Origin of the sequence: Mameliella sp. MMSF_3455, from assembly GCF_030733205.1 — a bacterium.
Taxonomy (GTDB): Bacteria; Pseudomonadota; Alphaproteobacteria; order Rhodobacterales; family Rhodobacteraceae; genus Antarctobacter.
In genome coordinates, this window is record NZ_JASHJL010000002.1 from 34921 (window position 1) to 53618 (window position 18698).

At 66.5% G+C, this 18698-nt stretch carries 17 protein-coding genes; 9 read left to right on the forward strand and 8 right to left on the reverse strand.

Annotation, left to right across the window (positions count from 1 at the left end):
• The 3 genes from RBB42_RS01365 to RBB42_RS01375 form a co-directional block, all read right to left on the reverse strand.
• Positions 1 to 858, reverse strand: coding sequence for a C40 family peptidase (locus tag RBB42_RS01365; protein ID WP_305967980.1), 858 nt, complete (start codon positions 856 to 858; stop codon positions 1 to 3).
• Positions 858 to 2249, reverse strand: coding sequence for a leucyl aminopeptidase family protein (locus RBB42_RS01370; RefSeq protein WP_305967979.1), 1392 nt, complete (start codon positions 2247 to 2249; stop codon positions 858 to 860). Before RBB42_RS01370 ends, RBB42_RS01365 begins: the two co-directional genes overlap by 1 nt.
• Positions 2250 to 2332: 83 nt before the next feature.
• Positions 2333 to 2713 (reverse strand): hypothetical protein, encoded by a 381-nt coding sequence (locus RBB42_RS01375; RefSeq protein WP_305967978.1) that lies wholly within the window; start codon positions 2711 to 2713, stop codon positions 2333 to 2335.
• A gap of 146 nt (positions 2714 to 2859) precedes the next feature.
• Between RBB42_RS01375 and RBB42_RS01380 the strand changes: the two genes are divergently transcribed.
• Positions 2860 to 3501, forward strand: coding sequence for a carbonic anhydrase (locus RBB42_RS01380; protein ID WP_305967977.1), 642 nt, complete (start codon positions 2860 to 2862; stop codon positions 3499 to 3501).
• Between the two features lie 71 nt (positions 3502 to 3572).
• Here RBB42_RS01380 and RBB42_RS01385 read toward each other — a convergent pair whose 3' ends face one another.
• Together RBB42_RS01385 and RBB42_RS01390 are read right to left on the reverse strand one after the other, a co-directional pair.
• Entirely contained in the window at positions 3573 to 3941 is a 369-nt protein-coding gene (locus tag RBB42_RS01385; RefSeq protein ID WP_305967976.1) for a hypothetical protein, read from the reverse strand.
• A gap of 257 nt (positions 3942 to 4198) precedes the next feature.
• Positions 4199 to 5221: an aspartate-semialdehyde dehydrogenase gene (locus RBB42_RS01390; RefSeq protein WP_305967975.1), complete on the reverse strand. Its 1023-nt coding sequence runs from the start codon at positions 5219 to 5221 to the stop codon at positions 4199 to 4201.
• Between the two features lie 364 nt (positions 5222 to 5585).
• Between RBB42_RS01390 and RBB42_RS01395 the strand changes: the two genes are divergently transcribed.
• A complete protein-coding gene (locus RBB42_RS01395; protein WP_305967974.1) occupies positions 5586 to 7454 on the forward strand; it encodes a nucleoside-diphosphate sugar epimerase/dehydratase in 1869 nt (622 codons plus the stop codon).
• A 42-nt stretch (positions 7455 to 7496) separates the two neighbouring features.
• Here RBB42_RS01395 and RBB42_RS01400 read toward each other — a convergent pair whose 3' ends face one another.
• The gene (locus tag RBB42_RS01400; RefSeq protein WP_305967973.1) at positions 7497 to 8339 is read right to left on the reverse strand and encodes an LOG family protein; all 843 of its coding nucleotides are present in this window, start codon (positions 8337 to 8339) and stop codon (positions 7497 to 7499) included.
• Positions 8340 to 8449: 110 nt separating this feature from the next.
• Between RBB42_RS01400 and RBB42_RS01405 the strand changes: the two genes are divergently transcribed.
• The 3 genes from RBB42_RS01405 to RBB42_RS01415 all read left to right on the forward strand — a co-directional run bounded on the left by RBB42_RS01405 (position 8450) and on the right by RBB42_RS01415 (position 11398).
• Positions 8450 to 9367 carry a threonine/serine dehydratase gene (locus tag RBB42_RS01405; RefSeq protein ID WP_305967972.1) on the forward strand — a complete coding sequence of 306 codons (918 nt, stop codon included), beginning with the start codon at positions 8450 to 8452 and terminating at the stop codon, positions 9365 to 9367.
• A 105-nt stretch (positions 9368 to 9472) separates the two neighbouring features.
• A complete protein-coding gene (gene dapD, locus RBB42_RS01410; RefSeq protein ID WP_305967971.1) occupies positions 9473 to 10300 on the forward strand; it encodes a 2,3,4,5-tetrahydropyridine-2,6-dicarboxylate N-succinyltransferase in 828 nt (275 codons plus the stop codon).
• Between the two features lie 66 nt (positions 10301 to 10366).
• Positions 10367 to 11398 (forward strand): sodium:calcium antiporter, encoded by a 1032-nt coding sequence (locus RBB42_RS01415; protein ID WP_305967970.1) that lies wholly within the window; start codon positions 10367 to 10369, stop codon positions 11396 to 11398.
• 76 nt (positions 11399 to 11474) lie between these two features.
• Here the strand turns inward: RBB42_RS01415 and RBB42_RS01420 are convergent, their stop codons facing one another.
• The gene (locus RBB42_RS01420; protein ID WP_305967969.1) at positions 11475 to 12713 is read right to left on the reverse strand and encodes an AAA family ATPase; all 1239 of its coding nucleotides are present in this window, start codon (positions 12711 to 12713) and stop codon (positions 11475 to 11477) included.
• 291 nt (positions 12714 to 13004) lie between these two features.
• Here RBB42_RS01420 and RBB42_RS01425 point away from each other — a divergent pair, with 291 nt between their 5' ends.
• Entirely contained in the window at positions 13005 to 13325 is a 321-nt protein-coding gene (locus RBB42_RS01425; protein WP_172431155.1) for a DUF8846 family protein, read from the forward strand.
• Between the two features lie 3 nt (positions 13326 to 13328).
• On the opposite strand, the gene RBB42_RS01430 is transcribed toward RBB42_RS01425, so the two are convergent.
• Positions 13329 to 14369 (reverse strand): Hint domain-containing protein, encoded by a 1041-nt coding sequence (locus RBB42_RS01430; protein WP_305967968.1) that lies wholly within the window; start codon positions 14367 to 14369, stop codon positions 13329 to 13331.
• A gap of 116 nt (positions 14370 to 14485) precedes the next feature.
• On the opposite strand from RBB42_RS01430, the gene dapE reads away from it, so the two are divergent.
• The 3 genes from dapE to rnr all read left to right on the forward strand — a co-directional run bounded on the left by dapE (position 14486) and on the right by rnr (position 18626).
• Complete coding sequence (gene dapE, locus RBB42_RS01435) at positions 14486 to 15628, forward strand: succinyl-diaminopimelate desuccinylase (protein WP_305967967.1); 1143 nt, start codon at positions 14486 to 14488, stop codon at positions 15626 to 15628.
• Between the two features lie 51 nt (positions 15629 to 15679).
• Entirely contained in the window at positions 15680 to 16261 is a 582-nt protein-coding gene (locus RBB42_RS01440; RefSeq protein WP_306043588.1) for a TIGR04282 family arsenosugar biosynthesis glycosyltransferase, read from the forward strand.
• A 64-nt stretch (positions 16262 to 16325) separates the two neighbouring features.
• A complete protein-coding gene (gene rnr / locus RBB42_RS01445; RefSeq protein WP_305967965.1) occupies positions 16326 to 18626 on the forward strand; it encodes a ribonuclease R in 2301 nt (766 codons plus the stop codon).
• The last annotated feature ends 72 nt before the right edge of the window (positions 18627 to 18698 follow it).

Consider the following 18698-nt stretch of genomic DNA (forward strand, 5'->3'; position numbering starts at 1 on the left):
TCAGTTGGTCAAGCGGGCGTGACGGGTGACAGGACCATCGCCCTGGTGCTGGATGCGAGAGATGGCCGCTGTGATGGGTTCGTAGGCGACGGCCATGTGAAAGGCATTGGCGTGGACCAGCCTGTCACGATCCGCGACCCAGGCCACATGGCCTTTCCAGAACATCAGGTCGCCGCGTTCAGGAGGAGTGGCGGAGGGCAGGGCGCGGCCCAGCGCCTCTTGCATGTCGCTGTCCCCGGGACAATCGATGCCGCAGGCGTGCAGCGCGATCTGGACGAGGCCCGAGCAGTCGATGCCATCGCTGCTGTTGCCCCCCCAGAGGTAGGGCGAGCCCACCAGCCGTTCGGCCACCGCGACGGGATCGGTTTCGGACCTCTCCACCGGCGCCAGATGCTGGACCGGCACAAAGAGGTCCTCCGACAGCGGTCCGCGCGACCAGGCGACGCGCGCCCAACCGTCCTGCTCTTCGGTCACTGCAAGGCGCGCGCCCAGAGACAGCGGCGTGATCGTGCCCATCGTCTTCAAGCCTGGGCTGGACTTGCCATAGCTACGCGCGGCGATCACCCGGTGGGTCGGCGCCACGGACGGTGCGCCGGCCAGGTTCATCGGGTCGATCCAGCCGACATATCCATCCTTCTCGGCAAAGCCGAAGGCCCAACTCTCGTGCAGTTCCAGCACCCGGAACAGGTCGCCGCGCAGAAGCTGCCTGTCCCGCGCTCCGCCAATCCCTGCCAAGAGGTCGGCGACGGGCGTGGTGACCGTTTGCACTTCACCCTCGACAAAACGCGGGGCCTCGACTTGCCCCTGCAGCGAGACATGGGCCACCCGGCCATTGCAGGGTGTCAGCCGGCGGTCCATCAGAGGCCCAGCACCTGAGGCAGCGCATCAAGGATTGCTCGTGGTCCCTGCATCAGCCCGCCCTTGGCGCGACCCGGCTCGGGCTTGGGCTGCCAGGAGTAGATGTCGAAATGGGCATAGCGTGCGGCATGCCCGGTAAAGCGGCGCAAGAAGAGCGCGGCAGTGATCGACCCGGCGAACCCGCCCGAGGGCGCATTGTCAAGATCGGCGATGCCGGGTTCGATCATCATCTCGTAGGGCGCGTGGAAGGGCATCCGCCAGACCGGGTCGGCAGCGCCGGGGGCGGCCCCGGCCAGCGCCCCGGCGAAATCCTCTGCATCGGTGTAGAAAGGGGCAAGATCCGGCCCCACGGCTACGCGCGCCGCCCCGGTCAGCGTCGCCATCGAAATCATCAGGTCGGGCTTTTCCTCGTCGCCATAGGCCAGCGCGTCCGCCAGCACCAGGCGCCCCTCGGCGTCGGTGTTGTTGATCTCGACCGTCAGTCCCTTGCGAGAGGGCAGGATGTCGCCGGGGCGGAAGCTGTGGCCGGACACGCTGTTTTCCACCGCCGGGACCAACAGGCGCAGGCGCACCGGCAGGTCCAGCGCCATAATCGCATGCGCCAGCCCGATGGTATTGGCCGCTCCGCCCATGTCCTTTTTCATCAGCCCCATGGAACCGCCGGGTTTCAGATTAAGCCCGCCCGTGTCGAAACAGACCCCCTTGCCGACCAGCGTCAGCATCGGCCCCGAAGCGCCCCAGCGCATGTCGATCAGCCGCGGCGCCTGACCGGCAGCGCGACCGACCGCGTGGATCATCGGGAAATATGTCTCTTCCGACAGCAGATCGTCGCCCGCGATGACCGCAACCTGGGCACCGAACCGGCTGGCAAGGTCGCGCACCTCGGCCTCCAGCGCATCGGGGCCCATGTCCGACGCCGGGGTGTTCACCAGGTCCCGGGTCAGCGCCTCGGCCTCCGCCAGGATCTCGATACGGCGGGCCTCGACGCCCTCGGGCGCGACGAGCGTTCGGGCACGCCCGCCCTGTTCGCGATAACGATCGTAGGAATACCCGGCCAACAGCCAGCCCAGCGCCTCGATCGGCGCGCGTTCCGGCGGCAGGCCCGAGGCAATCCGGTAGCTGCCTGGCGCCAGCCCCGGGATCGCAGCAGCCAGCGGAAACCGATGGCGCGCGCGGGCATCCGCATTGCCGTAGCCTGCAAGAGCCGCCACCGGCGCGCCATCCGGCCCCGGCAGCATCAACGCCGAGCCAAGCCCACCGGCAAAGCCGCTGGCCTCGACCCAGGCGCGCGTCGGCGCATCCTGTCCGTCCAGCCAGGCCGGCAAGGCATCGGCTTCGATCACGTAAAGCGGCAGGGTGGCGGTATCGGGCGTGGCAAAGGACACGGGCATGCAGGCTCCTGTAGAAAGATGCCGCCAGCCTATTGCCTGCGCCGTCCGCCGCAAGCGGATTTCACGCCACGGGATCGTCCCGTTCAGACGGTGAACTCGTTGAGATCCCAGAGTTCGGTCAACGAACGTTCGCCCACCCGCGCCAGCCGGGCCAATGTCGCCGCCTCGGCCACCGCGTCGCCCAGTTCGATACAGGCCATGACGTCATGGGCCACCTCGCTCAGCGAGCACAGGCCGATCTGGTCGGCGATCGCCGCCAGGGCGCGCAGCCCCTTGTGCATGTCCTCGCGCGGCCCTTTCACGGCCTGTGTCTGGATATGGCACATGCGCTGCGCCAATTCCTCCATCGCACGGCAAACCACGTCCTCGGCCGCCGGTCTGCCAAGATCCGTACACAGCGTTTCGATCTGTGCCGGATCAACGGCGGGCCGTTCTGCCGGTGCCAGATAGGTAACCTCTTTCACATCTCACCCCATTCAAGTGCCCCACGCAGGCGGCAACATGCCCGCAGCGGGGTTCTCAAAAGGTTATTCCAGAGATGTGTTTTCGCTCGAATTTCCGCTGAATTCATCGTAGTTGAACTGGACCAATGCGACGACCGGAGGATTTCATGGAATTCGCACGCCCCCTGCCAGGATTTCTTCTGCAGCGTTATCATGGCTGGAAGGCCACTACGCATGCGGAAAACAGCGCGTGGTACCGCCGACTTGCCGATGAGGGCCAGCGGCCGCGGGCGATGGTGATTTCCTGCTGCGATTCGCGTGTCCATGTGACGTCGATCTTCGGCGCGGATCAGGGTGAGTTCTTCATTCACCGCAATATCGCCAACCTGGTGCCCGTTTACGAACCCGACGGCCAGCACCACGGCACCTCGGCGGCGGTGGAATACGCGGTCACGGCGCTGAAGGTCGCGCATCTGATCGTTTTGGGCCATTCCAACTGTGGCGGCGTGCAGGGCTGCCTGGACATGTGCGAGGGGCGCGCCCCCGAGCTGGAAGAAACCGGCAGCTTCGTCGGCCGCTGGATGGACATCCTGCGGCCTGGCTACGAGGCCGTCAAAGGCGATGCGGACATGCCCCACGCCCTCGAACGCGAAGCCGTCTCCGTATCGCTGCGCAACCTGATGACCTTCCCTTTCGTGCGCGAAGCCGTCGAGGCAGGCAAGCTGGGCCTGCACGGCCTATGGGTCGATATCGGCAGTGGCGAGTTGAAGAACCTGGACGGCCAGTCCGGTCAATTCGTTCCGGTCTGACCCCATCCCGGGAAACTCTGGCTCATGACCCGGCTGCACACCGCGTCCGGGTCTTTTCGTTTCCGCAGACCTCAGGTGCGGGCGGTCCGCGCCGCGACGCGGGGCAGGTCCAACTCTCCGGTGTCTCCGGTGCGATGCGCTCGCACGCAGGGCCGTCCCATCCGGGCCGCAAGCTTGGCCAGCGGCACACCCAAGTCGGAGCCGGTGCACAACCCCTCGCCCGCGTCGTTCAGGATGACCATGTGACCCTGGCGAAAAGCCAGTCGAAAGCCCTTGCGCGAAAGCTGTTCCGAAAGGCCCTGCCAGCCCGAAGCCCGTTCGAAGATCGGTGTCAGGAACAATCGCAAGAGTGACAGCGCTTCGCTGTCCAGGGGCCTGGGCAGGCCAGGTCTGCGGGAAATAATCGGCCAACTGGCCTGGGGAATGGCAGTACGAAACATCCTTTCACTCCTTGGCGGTGATAAAATCGTGGCGTCGAAATATGTCAACGGTTGGGCAAAAACGTACCTGAGTCAAGGATTTGCGCGCAACGCAAGCCACAAGATCAGCTCTGCGCACGCCAAGGTTGGATAGGGCAGATACTGCAATAACCCTTTGCGTGCACCCGAAGCGATGCAGCGCCACAAGGGCCAACTCATCTGACATAAAAAAACCCGCGCAGACCGCGCGGGTTTTCAATGTCCCCGTATCTCGAGACTCAGCCTTTCTTCAGCGCCTTCTGGCCCAGCACCTCGGCAATCTGTACGGCGTTCAGCGCCGCACCCTTGCGCAGGTTGTCGCTGACGCACCACAGGTTCAGACCGTTTTCGATGGTCGAGTCCTGGCGGATACGGCTGATGAAGGTGGCAAAGTCGCCGACGCATTCGACCGGCGTGACGTAACCACCGTCCTCGCGCTTGTCGATCACCATGATGCCGGGCGCCTCGCGCAGGATGTCACGGGCCTCGTCCTCATCAAGGTAGTCCTCGAATTCCAGGTTGATCGACTCCGCGTGCCCGACAAAGACAGGGACCCGCACGCAGGTGGCCGTGACCTTGATCGACGGATCGACGATCTTCTTGGTCTCGGCGACCATCTTCCACTCTTCCTTGGTCGACCCGTCTTCCATGAAGACGTCGATATGCGGAATGACGTTGAAGGCGATCTGCTTCTGGAACTTCTTCGGCGCGACCTCGTCGGTGGGGTTGTAGACCGACTTGGTCTGGTCCCACAGCTCGTCCATGCCTTCCTTGCCGGCACCGGACACCGACTGGTAGGTCGAGACGACGACACGCTTGATCTTGGCCCGGTCATGCAGCGGCTTGAGCGCCACGACCATCTGCGCGGTCGAACAATTCGGGTTCGCGATGATGTTCTTCTTGGTATAGCCCATCACGGCGTCGGCGTTCACCTCTGGCACGATCAGCGGCACGTCCGGGTCGTAGCGGTAGAGCGACGAGTTGTCGATCACGACGCAGCCCGCCGCAGCGGCCTTGGGCGCGAACTCCTTGGTCGGGCCCGACCCCACGGCAAACAGCGCCATGTCCCAGCCGGTGAAATCGAAGGTGGCAAGGTCCTGGGTCTTGAGGGTCGTGTCGCCAAAGCTCACCTCTGTGCCCATCGATTTTCGCGACGCAAGCACGGCAATCTCGTCGACGGGGAACGCCCGTTCGGCGAGGATGTTGAGCATCTCGCGGCCCACGTTGCCCGTGGCGCCTACGACGACAATACGGTAGCCCATCTGGCCCTCCTCTGGATCTGCGCCACCGGACACAGGCGGAATGCCCCGCCGGCGGACTGGCGCGGTATGTATCGCAGGTGCAGCATGGGCGAAAGCCCCCATCGCCGTCACAAACGCTTCAGAACCGCGCAAAGGACCGCCTGAACCGTCGGAATGCGCCCAAAAATCCGGCACGCGGGACAGGAGATAATCCGCCGGTACTCGCAACTGCAGAAATAAGCAGCTTGCCTGATTGGTGTTCGGTAACCTATGAGTTAAGAAAACGGAGCACTCGTAACAGGCGAACCCACCCAAATTGACACACGTCTAAATGGATCGCCTCCGGGTATAAGCTTCACAGGCCATCAGCGAGGGACAGAGCTGAATGTTCTACAAGATCGTGACGGCATTGTCCCGGGCGCAGAAACAGGCACTCTTCATCCTGATGGACGCGATCGTCGTCCCGCTTGCCTTGTTCGCGGCGCTTATCCTTTCCGCGTCCGTCACCCCCGACAGCACGACCGTCTCGGACCTCTTGCCGCTGGTGCTGATCCTCAATGTCACGGCGGTGGGCCTGGGCTGGTGGCTGGGACTGACGCGCATCACCCTCAACGCCTATGAAATGCGCGGCGTGATCCACACCGCGACCTACGCCGGCCTGCTGGCGGCGTTGGGCCTGGTCCTGAATGCGGCCATGGACGGCGGTCTGGCCCTGGGCACCTTTGTCATCTTCGGGCTGCTGCTCCTGGTCATGTCGGCCACCTGGCGGATCGCCCTGCGCCAGTTCACGCTGTATGTCTATCGTCACGGCAAGGACCGGATGCGGGTGCTGATCTACGGCGCAGGGCAGACCGGCCAGCAACTGGTCGCGGCGCTCCGCCACGACGAAGCGATCCTGCCGGTTGCCTTCGTCGACGACAACCCGACCCTGCAAAGCCTCATGGTCTCGGGTCTCCGCGTGCATGCCCCTTCCAGCCTCAAGAAACTGGTGCTGGACAAGGACATCGACCGGGTCGTCCTGGCCATGCCGTCGATCAGCCAGCCCGCGCTGGCCCGCATCGCACATAAACTGCGCCATATCGGCTGCGAGGTGCACGCCCTGCCCTCGTTTGCCGCGATGGTCGGCGAGGGCGAGATCCGCAAGCAGGTCAGCCCCGTCTCGATCCAGGACCTGCTGGGGCGCAACCGACTGGAAAGCGAATTGCCAGGCGTCAGCCATGTCTATTCCGGCCGCCGCATTCTGGTTTCCGGTGCCGGCGGCTCCATCGGGTCCGAACTCTGCCGCCAGCTGATCGCCTGCAAACCGGCCTGCGTCGTGCTGGTCGATCACTCGGAACTGGCGCTCTACAACATCGACAAGGAACTGCGCGACATCGGCGACGGGCTGCACATCGTGCCCGTTCTGGCCTCTGTGCTGGACGAACAGCTGATGCGCGACGTCCTGATCGAACATGACATCGACGTTGTCCTGCACGCTGCCGCCTACAAGCACCTGCCACTGGTCGAACGCAACGTCATGACGGGCCTGCGCAACAACGTCCTGGGCACCAAGGTGCTGGCAGAGGCCTCTCGTGCTGCCGGGGTCGACCGGTTCATCCTGGTCTCGACCGACAAGGCGGTGCGCCCGACAAACGTCATGGGCGCCTCCAAGCGCCTGGCCGAACTTGTCATCCAGGATCTGGCCGCGCGCACCCCAGGTACCCGTTTCTCGATGGTACGCTTTGGGAACGTTCTGGGGTCATCCGGGTCGGTCATCCCCCTTTTCGAGGAACAGATCGCCCGCGGCGGCCCCGTGACCCTGACCGATCCGCAGGTGACGCGCTTTTTCATGACGATCTCCGAGGCGGCGCGCCTCGTCCTGCTGGCCGGGTCCTTTGCACGTGGCGGCGACGTCTTCGTTCTGGACATGGGAGATCCGGTCCCGATCCGTAAACTGGCCCGCCAGATGATCGAGGGCGCGGGCTTCTCGGTCCGTGACGACGACAATCCGGCCGGCGACATCGAAATCAAGATCACCGGCCTGCGCCCGGGTGAGAAACTGCACGAAGAGCTGCTGATCTCGCCCGACATGCTGACCACGCCGCACACCAAGATCCTGCGCGCGCAGGAGAGCTTCCTCTCGGAGTTCGAAATGGCCACCGTGCTCAAGGATCTGCGCCAGGCGATCGAATCCCAAGACGAAAACGCCGCACGCGCCGTCATCCTGCGCTGGGTGGAAAAGGCGGACCTGGACGAAGCCGCACAGTCGGTTTGACCCGTCCGGAGCGGACCGTCAGGCCCGCCCCGTCCGCATTCGTCAGCGGTCCGGAATGTCCGTCCGCGCGTCCAGCGGCCCCCAGGTTTCGATGATCTCCATCGCCTCGGTCGCATTCTCGACATAGCGGAACAGGTCCAGGTCTTCGTGGCTGATCGTGCCCGCATCGGCCAGAGCATCCCAGTTGATGATCCGCTCCCAGAACTCGCGCCCGAACAGCAGCATCGGCACCCGCTGCATCCGACCCGTCTGGATCAGGGTCAGCGTCTCGAACAGTTCGTCCAGCGTGCCGAAGCCGCCGGGAAAGACGCAAATCGCCTTGGCCCGCATCAGGAAATGCATCTTGCGGATGGCGAAGTAGTGAAAGTTGAAGGCCAGTTCCGGCGTCACATAGGCATTTGGCGCCTGTTCATGCGGCAGCACGATGTTCAGGCCGACGGACACGCCGCCCTCTTCATGGGCGCCGAGGTTGCCTGCCTCCATCACGCCCGGGCCACCGCCGGTGCAGACGACATATTCGCGGTTGCCGGTCTCCTTGGACTTGCGCGTCATCAGCCGGGCAAACTCGCGCGCCTCGTCGTAAAAGCGGGACAGGTCGGCCAGTGTCTGCGTCCGCGCCTTGTCCTTGTCGGCGGGCGCGGGAATGCGTGCGCCACCGAACAGCACCACGGTCGAGTCGATCTGGTACTGGTCCATCAGCATCTCGAACTTCAGCAGTTCCAGTTGCAGACGCACCGGGCGCAATTCCTCCTGCCCCATGAAATCCACGTCCGCAAAGGCCAGCCGATAGCTGGGCGATTGCGTCTGTGGGGTCTGCGGAACGTGCTCGGCCGTGCTGCGGTCGAGGTTGGCGTCGCGCAGCGGGCTGCGGCGGTCTTCTTTCATGTCGCGGCTCCTTGTTCGCCTCTTCTCAGAACTATAGCCTGCCGGTCCGAAGCGCCAGTTGCCGCGTGCCCTCGCGGCCCGGCAGCGCCCACTGCCGGAGGAGACCGCACATGGACTGGACATCGGAAATCGAAAGCGCCGCCGGCAGGATCGCAGGCTACACGGTCCGCACCCCGGTCATGCACAGCGACGCCCTGTGGGACCGCGACATTGGCCTGAAACTGGAACAATGCCAGCACACCGGCAGTTTCAAGGCGCGCGGCGCCTTCAACACCCTGCGCGCCTCGGATGTGCCACCGGGCGGCGTCGTCGCGGCCTCGGGGGGCAATCACGGCGCGGCAGTCGCCTTTGCCGCGCAAAGGCTGGGCCACCGGGCGCGCATCTTCGTCCCCGAAATCGCGGGCCCGGCCAAGATCGCCCTGATCGAACGCACCGGGGCCGAGTTGACCGTGGTGCCCGGTGAATACGCCGACGCGCTGGACATGGCCCGCCGCTACGAAGAGGAACAGGGGGCCATGCAGATCCACGCCTATGACGCGCCGCTGACCGTGGCGGGACAAGGCACCCTGTTGCGCGAATGGGAGGCGCAGGGACTGGAGGCCGACACGGTTCTGATCGCCGTCGGCGGTGGCGGCCTGATCGCGGGCGCGCTGGCCTGGGCACAAGGCGCCCGCAAGATCGTTGCCGTCGAACCCGTCCCCTGCAATGCGCTGGAGGCCGCACGGGCGGCAGGCAAACCGGTGGACGTGGCGGTATCCGGTGTCGCGGCCAACGCGCTGGGGGCGCGGCGCATCGGCGACATCTGTTTCGACCTTGCACAGCAATTCGACACGCCGGTCATCACCGTTCCCGATGCCGCGATCCTCGACGCGCAGCGCGCGCTCTGGCAGGCCCACCGCCTGCTGGTGGAACCGGCCGGCGCCACCGCGCTTGCCGCCCTGCGCTGCGGGGCCTATGCGCCGGAACCGGATGAGCGCGTGGCGGTGCTGGTCTGCGGCGGCAACATCTCCCCCGACCCGCTGGGCTGACGGCGCTCCGCCCCTCCCTGCCCTTGCGGCAGCGGTTAGGATTGTCCCACCCGGGCAAGGCCGCTATAGGGCTTCGGAACGATATTTCCGTGGGGAGAGGACCGCATGTCCAACGCACAACTTGAAACGGCCATCGAGGCTGCCTGGGAAAACCGCGCCGAGATCACGCCCTCGACCGGCGGCGAAACCCGCGAAGCCATCGAGGACACGCTGAACGCGCTCGACAGCGGCAAGCTGCGCGTGGCCGAACGCCAGGAGAACGGCGACTGGCACGTCAACCAATGGGCCAAGAAGGCCGTGCTGCTGGGCTTCCGTCTCAAGGACATGGAACAGCAGGACGGCGGTCCGCAGGGCGGCCACTGGTGGGACAAGGTCGACAGCAAGTTCAAGGGCTGGGGCGACACCGAGTGGAAAGACGGCGGCTTTCGCGCGGTGCCCAACTGCATCGTCCGCAAATCCGCCTATATCGCGCCCGGCGTGGTGCTGATGCCCTCCTTTGTGAACCTCGGCGCCTATGTCGACGAGGGCACGATGGTCGACACATGGGCCACCGTCGGCTCCTGTGCGCAGATCGGCAAGAACGTCCACCTGTCGGGCGGCGTCGGCATCGGCGGCGTGCTGGAACCGATGCAGGCCGGCCCGACAATCATCGAGGACAACTGTTTCATCGGCGCCCGCTCCGAGGTCGTCGAGGGCGTGATCGTGCGCGAAGGCTCGGTCCTCGGCATGGGCGTCTTCATCGGCCAGTCCACCAAGATCGTCGACCGCGAGACGGGCGAGGTCTTCATGGGTGAGGTGCCGCCCTATTCCGTGGTGGTTGCGGGCTCGATGCCCACCAAGAACAACCTCAACCTCTACTGCGCCGTGATCGTGAAGCGCGTTGATGAGCGGACCCGCTCCAAGACCGGCATCAACGAACTGCTCCGCGACTGATCGCGGAACCTAAGACAGCCGGGCGGGTTCTAGACGCATGACCAGAACACGCTTCCCCCGCCCGGCATGATCACCAGCCTCTCGCTCCTGCCGCTTCTGGCGGTCTTTGCCGGTTCGGCGGCGGTGCTCGTGATCACTGCGATCCGCGCCACCGATCTGGCCGACGTTCTGGCCGACCGCACCCGCATGGGCGAGGCCCTGGTCGGCGCGGTCCTCTTGGGTGCGGCGACATCGCTGGCGGGCACCATCGTCTCGATCAATGCGGCCGCTTCGGGCGATGCCTCCTTTGCCTTTTCAAACGCCGTGGGCGGGATCGCGGCCCAGACATTGTTTCTTGCGCTGGCGGACCTGACCTATCGCAAGGCCAATCTCGAACATGCCGCTGCCGAACCCGCCAACCTGTTCCAGTCTGTTCTGCTGATCCTGCTGCTCTGCCTGCCGCTGGCCGCCATCGCCGGGCCGGACATCGCGTTCTGGGGCATTCACCCGGCGTCGCCCCTGCTGGTCATGGTCTACCTCGGCGGGCTGCACCTGACGGCCAAGCTGCGCGAACGGCCCATGTGGAAGCCGGTCCAGACGCCGGAAACCCGCAACGACACGCCCGAGGACAGCAGCGAACCGCAACGGTCAGCGCTGAAACCGGCACTGGGATTTGCCGCGCTGGTGGCGGTCATGGGCCTCTGCGGCTGGATCATCAGCCAGGTCGGCGGAACGCTGATTTCGCGTTTCGGCCTAGGTTCGACGCTTGTGGGCGCGCTGGTCACCGCCGTCGTCACCTCGATGCCCGAACTGGTGACAACGCTGGCCGCCACCCGGCGCGGGGCGCTGCAACTGGCGCTTGGCGGGATCATCGGCGGCAATACCTTCGACACGCTTTTCCTGGTCTTCGCCGATACGGCCTACCGCGAGGGATCGCTCTATCACGCGGTAGGCACGCAGGACCTTTACTGGCTGGTGACGGGTCAGATGATGACCGCCGTCCTACTGGCCGGATTGATCCTGCGACAACGCCACGGCCCGGCGCAGATCGGGCTGGAAAGCCTGCTTCTGATCCTGATCTACGGCGGGGCGGTCGCCCTGGCCGTGGTCGGCGGCTGAGACGTCATTTCCGGGCGGCGGCCCATGGCGTTGGCGCCGCTGGCTTGCGCGTCCCATCTCCACCGCGCCCCTGACCTCATTCCGCGGCCACCGCCTCGGCCCCGGGCAGCAGCCCCTCTGCCGTCGAGGCCGCCACCGGGTCCTGCGCATGGCGCAACAACCATCCCTGCAGCGCCGCCGGTGTCACCCGGCGCGTGCCCAGCGCCTCGGCGAACCGCTCTGCCAGAGTGTCTTCCCCGGGGAAGAACCGGCGGAACAGATCCGCCGCGACCGAGGCCGGAACCGGGCCCAGTTCAAGGTGCACGTCCGCACGCCCCGGCCGGATCAGCGCCGGGTCCAGACGCTCGGGGTGGTTGGTGGTCATGACCAGCACCCGCCCTTCCTGTGCCGCCACCCCGTCGATGGCATTGAGCAGCCCGGAAAAGCTGATGCCCGACCGAGCCTCGCCCTGTCCACGCCCGGCAAAGCTGGCGTCGATGTCCTCCAGCACCAGGAAGGCGCCCTTGGGGGCCGAAGCCATGCCGCTGCGCAGATCCTCGTCCGTCAGACCGGGGCTTGCCAGGCTGACGCTGGCCAGGTCCTTGCCCAGGTCGCTGGCCAGGGCGCGGATCACGCTCGACTTGCCGGTGCCCGGCGGCCCGAACAGCAGGTAGCCCCGCCGCCAGGGCACACCCCGCGCCCGGTACCATTGCTCGTTGCCGTAGAACCAGGCCATGTCGTCGCGCAGTCGCTCGATCCGGTCGTCCTCGGCCAGGATCGTGTCCAGCGCGCGGCGCGGCATCTCGCAGACATGGTCCCACCAGTCGCCCCGCAGGACATGCAGGATCGGCGCGCGCTCTTCCTCGGCGGCGCAGATCGCGGCGCCTTCGTCGATCCAACCGCGCAGCACCTCGGACCGGCCGAACAGCATGGTCACGGTCAGCACCTCCATCGGGCCGCCATCGCCGCCGACACGGGTCTGTTCCCGCAGCGCACGTTCAAAGGAACACAGCCGCCCACCGTGCAGGAACCAGTGCCGCCCTTCGACGGGAGCAAAGATCTCGGCCCTGCCCGCCCGGACACCTGTGGCCTGCACCTGCCGGATGCCCCGCAGCACGCCCTTGCGGTCCAGCCAGACATAGAGATGCCGGTAGGCCTCGGACCGGTTGTCGACGGTCAGCGACACCGCCCAGCGGCGCCGCGCCTGCGCGCGCGCCATGCCATAGACCATGCGCAGGATGCCGATCGCGGCCCCGAAGGCGCCCAGCGCCAGGCCACCGGCAAAGAAATCGCTGCCCACCGCCCGGGTGAGCATATCTGTCAGGAAACTGTCCATGAAACCATCGGCGCATGACGCGCCGCTCTTGGGAAATCAGCCCCGCGCTGGGGCGTTCGGGTCTTAAAGGATGTGGCCCGCGAGGGCGTCTGGCATGTCGATCATCATGGGCGCCCTCCTTTCCGTCGAGGTGTTTCGGATGCGCCCTGATACCGCCGCCCCGCGATTCGGACCAAGTGAGGATTTCCTGACGTCTCACGCACCCGTGGCCGGAATGCCACAGGCCCTGTCTTGACAGCCCGCCCGCAAAGGCACATCCCACGGCGCGTGACGGCACGAAGGAGCACGGAAATGGCGGGCAAGAAACCGCAACAGGTCTACACCCTGCTGGTCGAGGTCGGCCGCAAGTCCGGCGACGGGCTGCCCGACAAGGCGACCGGCGCGGGGCTGATGTGCTATGCCTCCGGCGTGGACGAGGCAGAGGCCGTGCGCGAAACCGTCGCGATCCTGAAACAGGCCGACATGGCACCCTTGGATGTCACCGGCTACGGCACCCGCGAAGAACGCGAGGCGCAAGGCCACGAGATCGACGACGACGAAGCGGCGCTGATGGATCGCGCCCTGGCGGAAAACGCCGTCATCGTGGCGCAGGTCTCTCCCTTCTTCGACTGATCTTCAGGCGGCGCGGGCCTCGGCCAGCGTGATCGCCTCGTAGGGCGCCAGCACCTTCAGCGCCCGGCCGCCATGTTCCGGCATCATTCCCGGCGGCACCTCCGCCAGCAGGGTTTCGCGCAGCACCTCGCGCCGGCGGCGCAGACGCCCGACATAGAGGCTCTCGATCCCGGCGCCTTCGGACAGCAGCGCCTCGTGCCCCGGCAACAGCAGCTGGTGCCATGTCACCACCGGCCCGGTGTCCTCGAAGACCGCCGTCCGCCCGTTCACGAGGGCCGAGGCGGGCACCAGCACCGCCTCGCAGCCAAAAAGATAGGCAACATCCGTCCCCGAGACGACCAGGCTTTGCCCCGGTGCAACGACAAAATCCGCGCGCAGCCCGAAAAAGGGCGATCGCAGGCGCACCGGGCGGAACGATCCGCGCGACGGAACGCTGCGCTCTAGCCGGGCCAGGACCGGCAGGGCCTCTCCGCTCCGCGTCAGGACCGTGTCGGCGCGGTCCAATGCGTCCACTGGCCGCGCGCCCTGCGGCGTCTCGACCCGGGTCGTCGCGGCCAGCGTTGGCACGGGCCCCAGCGGTTCGACCGCCTCGCTGAGCGCACAGAGCGCCAGCCCCCCGCCATTCAGCCCCTGCGCATCCGCCGCCAGCATCGGCGGGGGCGCCTCGACCTCGCGCAGCGCCAATACCGTCCCATCGGTGCGTTCCGCCGCGAACCGCCCGCGCCGCGCCGGACTGTCCCAGGCATAGGTGATCCGCAAGCTGTCCTCGCGCCCGTCGAGATCCAGCGGCAGCACCGCCTGAATCAGCTGAGCACCCTGCGTCACCACCAGCGCCAGCCCCTCGCCCGGCAGTGCCGTCAGCGACAGGCTTCCCGGCCAAGGGCTCTCACGCTCCAGCGACAATATCCGCTCGGGCCGCGGGGTACGCGTGACCGGTGTCTCGACCATCAGCGTGCCGCGGGGCAGAAGGCGCTCTGGCGCGCTGTCCTTCCAGTCCGGCCGAAGCCAGCGCCCGCCTGCGTCCGCCACTGCAATCCAGCCCATGCCGCCCCTTTCTTGCCTGCGTGAAACAGGCCTAGCACACCGCCCTGCCTCACGCCATTTGCCAAGCGCGGCAGGGCGCGGTAGCCCTGTGCCACGTCACACCCAAGGAGCCGCCGATGACCACCGATCCGGTCGATCTTACCGCCCGCCTCGTGCAATGCCCCTCTGTCACGCCGGAAGAGGGCGGTGCCCTTGTCCTCTTGCAGGACCTTCTGGAAGGGGCGGGCTTTGCCTGTACCCGTGTCGATCGAGGCGGCGTGTCCAATCTCTTTGCCCGCTGGGGCGACAAGGGCCATGCCCGCAGCTTCGGCTTCAACGGGCATACCGACGTGGTGCCCATCGGCAACCCCGACGACTGGAGCCACGCCCCTTTCGGCGCCGAGATCGAGGACGGGTTCCTCTACGGCCGCGGTGCCACCGACATGAAATCCGGCGTCGCCGCCTTTGCCGCCGCCGCCGTGGATTTCGTGCGTGACACGCCCCCGGACGGCGCCCTGATCCTGGCCATCACCGGCGATGAGGAAGGCGAGTCCGTCGATGGCACCACCGCCCTGCTCGACTGGATGTCCGAGCACGACGAAAAGATGAGCGTCTGCATCGTCGGCGAACCCACCTGCCCCGACCACATGGGCCAGATGATGAAGATCGGGCGGCGCGGCTCGATGAATGCCCATTTCACCGTCACCGGCAAACAGGGCCATTCCGCCTATCCGCACCGCGCGGTGAACCCGATGCACGCGATGGCGCGGCTGATGGACCGGCTGGCCTCGCATGAACTGGACCGGGGCACGGATCATTTCGACCCCTCCACCCTGGCCGTCGTCACAATCGACACCGGCAACCCGGCGACCAACGTGATCCCGGCGCAGACGCGCGGCACGGTGAACATCCGGTTCAACGACACCCATACCGGCGCCGGCCTGTCCGATTGGCTGCGCCAGGAGGCGGCGAAGGTGGACGCCGAATTCGGCACCACCACCGAGGTGCAGATCAAGATCTCGGGCGAGAGTTTCCTGACCCCGCCGGGCCCGCTGTCCGAGCTTGTCTCGCGTGCCGTCGCGATCGAGACCAACATCACGCCGGAATTGTCCACCACCGGCGGCACCTCGGACGCGCGTTTCGTCAAGGATCACTGCCCGGTCGTGGAATTCGGCCTCGTGGGCAAGACCATGCACGCAGTCGACGAACGGGTCGAGATCGCGCATGTGCATCAGCTCAAGGCGATCTACACCCGGATGCTGCGCGACTACTTCGCCTGACCGAAACATCGCCCCGGACCCGACCCGGGGCCACTTGCCGGGACACCTACGATGCAACGCACCCTGATCGTCATGGTCAAGGAACCGCGCCCGGGACGGGTCAAGACCCGGCTGGCGCGCGACATCGGCACCGTGGCCGCCGCCTGGTGGTTCCGGCACCAATGCGCGCGCCTGTTGCGCCGCCTGCGCGATCCGCGCTGGCGGATCGTTCTGGCGGTATCCCCTGACCGCGATGGCATGGCCTCGCGCTGCTGGCCCGAGGACCTCGCCCGCCTGCCGCAGGGCCGCGGCGATCTGGGGGCGCGCATGGCACGGGCCATGCGGACGGCGCCCCCCGGTCCGGTCTGCGTGATCGGCGCCGACATTCCCGGCATCACCCCTGCCGCGATCTGGCGCGCCTTCCGCGCCCTGGGCGGGGCAGAGGTGGTCTTTGGCCCGGCAGAGGACGGCGGTTACTGGCTGGTTGGGGTGAAAAACGCGGGGCAGTTTCCGCAAGGACTGTTCCGAGGCGTCCGCTGGTCCACGGAGCACGCTCTAGCCGACACGCGGGCCTCGGTCGCCGGTCGCAAGGTCGCGCTTGTGGACATGTTGCGGGACGTCGACACCGCCCGGGACCTGCAAGGGGCCAAGTGAACGGACGGCCCTGTGCCACCGCTTTCGACATGACGCCGCCCCGCGCCCATGATACGCCAACCCCATGAGCAAGCTGCCCACCAAGGCGGATGTCCTCGACTGGATCTCCGCCAACCCGACCCTCACCTCGAAACGCGACATTGCCAAGGCCTTTGGCATCAAGGGGGCTGACCGGATCGACCTCAAGCGCATCCTGCGCGAGCTGGAGGACGAAGGGCACCTTGAGAAACGCCACAAGACCTATCGCGACCCCGATCGCCTGCCGCCCGTCAGCGTGCTGCAGGTCAAGGCGCCCGACGAAAACGGCGATCTCTTTGCCCGCCCGCTGGAATGGCACGGTGAAGGGGTCGAACCCACGGTGCTGATCATCGCCCGCGCCAATGACCCGGCCCTGGGCGAAGGCGACCGCATCCTGGCCCGTCTGCAGGTGGTGCACCACGCCGATCACAACTACGAGGCCCGCCTGATCCGCCGCATCGGCACCTCGCCCCGCAAGGTGGTGGGGATCTTCCGCAAGGGCGCCGAGGGCGGGCGCATCCTGCCCATCGACAAGGGGTCTGACAAGGAATGGTCGGTCCTGCCCGATGCCACCGGCGGCGCCCAGGACGGCGAGCTGGTCGAGGCGGAACAGGCCGGGCCAAAGGGCCGCATGGGCCTGCCCAAGGCGCGCATCGTGCTGCGGCTGGGCGATCCCACCGCACCCCGCGCCGTATCCCTGATCGCGATCCACCAGCACGGCATCCCGGACGATTTCCCGGAAAAGGTCGTGGCCGAAGCCGACAGCATGAAGCCCGCCGGCCTCAAGGGCCGCACCGACCTGCGCGACCTGCCATTGATCACCATCGACCCGTCCGATGCCCGCGACCATGACGACGCGGTCTTTGCCGAACCGGACGAGGACCCGCAGAACGAGGGCGGGCACGTTCTCTGGGTCGCCATCGCCGACGTGGCCCATTACGTCACCCCCGGCTCTGCGCTCGACCGCGAGGCCAAGATGCGCGGGAACTCCTCGTATTTTCCCGACCGGGTGGTGCCGATGCTGCCCGACCGGCTGTCCGGCGATCTCTGTTCACTGCACGAAGGCGTGCCGCGCGCCTGTATCGCGGCGCGCATCCGCATCGACGCCGAGGGCAACAAGCTGGGGCAAAAATTCTACCGCGCGCTGATGCGCTCGCCCGCCTCGCTCAGCTACCAGGAGGTGCAGGCCGCCATCGACGGTGAGCCCAACGACAAGTGCGGCCCGCTGCTCGAACCGGTCCTGAAACCGCTCTACGCCGCCTATGCCGCGCTGAAGTCGGCACGCGAACGCCGCCAGCCGCTGGACCTCGACCTGCCGGAACGCAAGATCGCGCTGGACGATGACGGCAAGGTGACATCCGTCGATTTCGCCGACCGGCTGGACGCGCACAAGCTGATCGAGGAATTCATGGTGCTGGCCAATGTCGCCGCCGCCGACACCCTGATCGCCAAGGACACGCCGCTGCTGTTTCGGGTGCACGAGGAACCGCCGCAGGACAAGCTGGAATCTCTCCGCGACACGGCACAGGCCGCCGGCCTGACCATGGCCAAGGGGCAGGTGCTGAAGACGCGCCACCTCAACCAGCTTCTGCACCAGGCAGCCAAGACCGGCGAGGCGGAACTGATCAACCTCGCCACCTTGCGGTCCATGACGCAGGCCTATTACAGCCCCAAGAACTTCGGGCACTTCGGCCTTGCGCTGCAGAACTACGCGCATTTCACCTCGCCGATCCGGCGCTACTCCGACCTGATCGTGCACCGCGCCCTGATCACGGCCCACAAGTGGGACGACGACGGACTCAGCCAGGAGGATATCGAGCGGCTGGATGCCACAGCGCAGCACATCTCCGACACCGAGCGCCGGTCGATGATGGCAGAGCGCGACACGACTGACCGCTACCTGGCGGCCTATCTTTCCGACCGGCTCGGCGCCGAATTCACTGGCCGCGTGTCCGGCATCGCCAAGTTCGGCATCTTCGTGAAACTTGACGAGACCGGCGCCGACGGGCTGGTGCCCATCGGCACGCTGGGCAACGAGTATTTCCATTTCGACCGCGACGCCGGCACCCTGATGGGGGGCGACACGGGCCGGGTCATCGGGCTGGGAATGCGCGCACGGGTGAAACTGGTCGAGGCGGCGCCTGTCACCGGCGGCATCGCCTTCGAACTTCTGGAGTTGGACGACGAGGAATACGAAAGCCGCCAAGGCGGACGTTTCTCGCGCGGCAAGGGCCGCCCCCGTGGCAAGAAACCCGGCACCTCGCCCCGCCGCAAACAGGCCAAGGCCAAGGCCAAGGACGCCAAGACCAAGCGCAAGGTGACCCGGAAACGCCGCTCGAAAGGGTGACAGCCGGCAGGCACATGTATCAGGCCGGAGCGGCAGGATTTTGCATGCCCTGTCGCGGATGGCTTCGCATTC

What these genes read in the sequence shown, in the direction of transcription:
- RBB42_RS01365 (WP_305967980.1), bottom strand. Translation starts at nt 858, where the DNA reads ATGGACCGCCGGCTGACACCCTGCAATGGCCGGGTGGCCCATGTCTCG.
- RBB42_RS01370 (WP_305967979.1), bottom strand. Translation starts at nt 2,249, where the DNA reads ATGCCCGTGTCCTTTGCCACGCCCGATACCGCCACCCTGCCGCTTTAC.
- RBB42_RS01380 (WP_305967977.1), top strand. Translation starts at nt 2,860, where the DNA reads ATGGAATTCGCACGCCCCCTGCCAGGATTTCTTCTGCAGCGTTATCAT.
- RBB42_RS01385 (WP_305967976.1), bottom strand. Translation starts at nt 3,941, where the DNA reads ATGTTTCGTACTGCCATTCCCCAGGCCAGTTGGCCGATTATTTCCCGC.
- RBB42_RS01390 (WP_305967975.1), bottom strand. Translation starts at nt 5,221, where the DNA reads ATGGGCTACCGTATTGTCGTCGTAGGCGCCACGGGCAACGTGGGCCGC.
- RBB42_RS01395 (WP_305967974.1), top strand. Translation starts at nt 5,586, where the DNA reads ATGTTCTACAAGATCGTGACGGCATTGTCCCGGGCGCAGAAACAGGCA.
- RBB42_RS01400 (WP_305967973.1), bottom strand. Translation starts at nt 8,339, where the DNA reads ATGAAAGAAGACCGCCGCAGCCCGCTGCGCGACGCCAACCTCGACCGC.
- RBB42_RS01405 (WP_305967972.1), top strand. Translation starts at nt 8,450, where the DNA reads ATGGACTGGACATCGGAAATCGAAAGCGCCGCCGGCAGGATCGCAGGC.
- dapD (WP_305967971.1), top strand. Translation starts at nt 9,473, where the DNA reads ATGTCCAACGCACAACTTGAAACGGCCATCGAGGCTGCCTGGGAAAAC.
- RBB42_RS01415 (WP_305967970.1), top strand. Translation starts at nt 10,367, where the DNA reads ATGATCACCAGCCTCTCGCTCCTGCCGCTTCTGGCGGTCTTTGCCGGT.
- RBB42_RS01420 (WP_305967969.1), bottom strand. Translation starts at nt 12,713, where the DNA reads ATGGACAGTTTCCTGACAGATATGCTCACCCGGGCGGTGGGCAGCGAT.
- RBB42_RS01425 (WP_172431155.1), top strand. Translation starts at nt 13,005, where the DNA reads ATGGCGGGCAAGAAACCGCAACAGGTCTACACCCTGCTGGTCGAGGTC.
- RBB42_RS01430 (WP_305967968.1), bottom strand. Translation starts at nt 14,369, where the DNA reads ATGGGCTGGATTGCAGTGGCGGACGCAGGCGGGCGCTGGCTTCGGCCG.
- dapE (WP_305967967.1), top strand. Translation starts at nt 14,486, where the DNA reads ATGACCACCGATCCGGTCGATCTTACCGCCCGCCTCGTGCAATGCCCC.
- RBB42_RS01440 (WP_306043588.1), top strand. Translation starts at nt 15,680, where the DNA reads ATGCAACGCACCCTGATCGTCATGGTCAAGGAACCGCGCCCGGGACGG.
- rnr (WP_305967965.1), top strand. Translation starts at nt 16,326, where the DNA reads ATGAGCAAGCTGCCCACCAAGGCGGATGTCCTCGACTGGATCTCCGCC.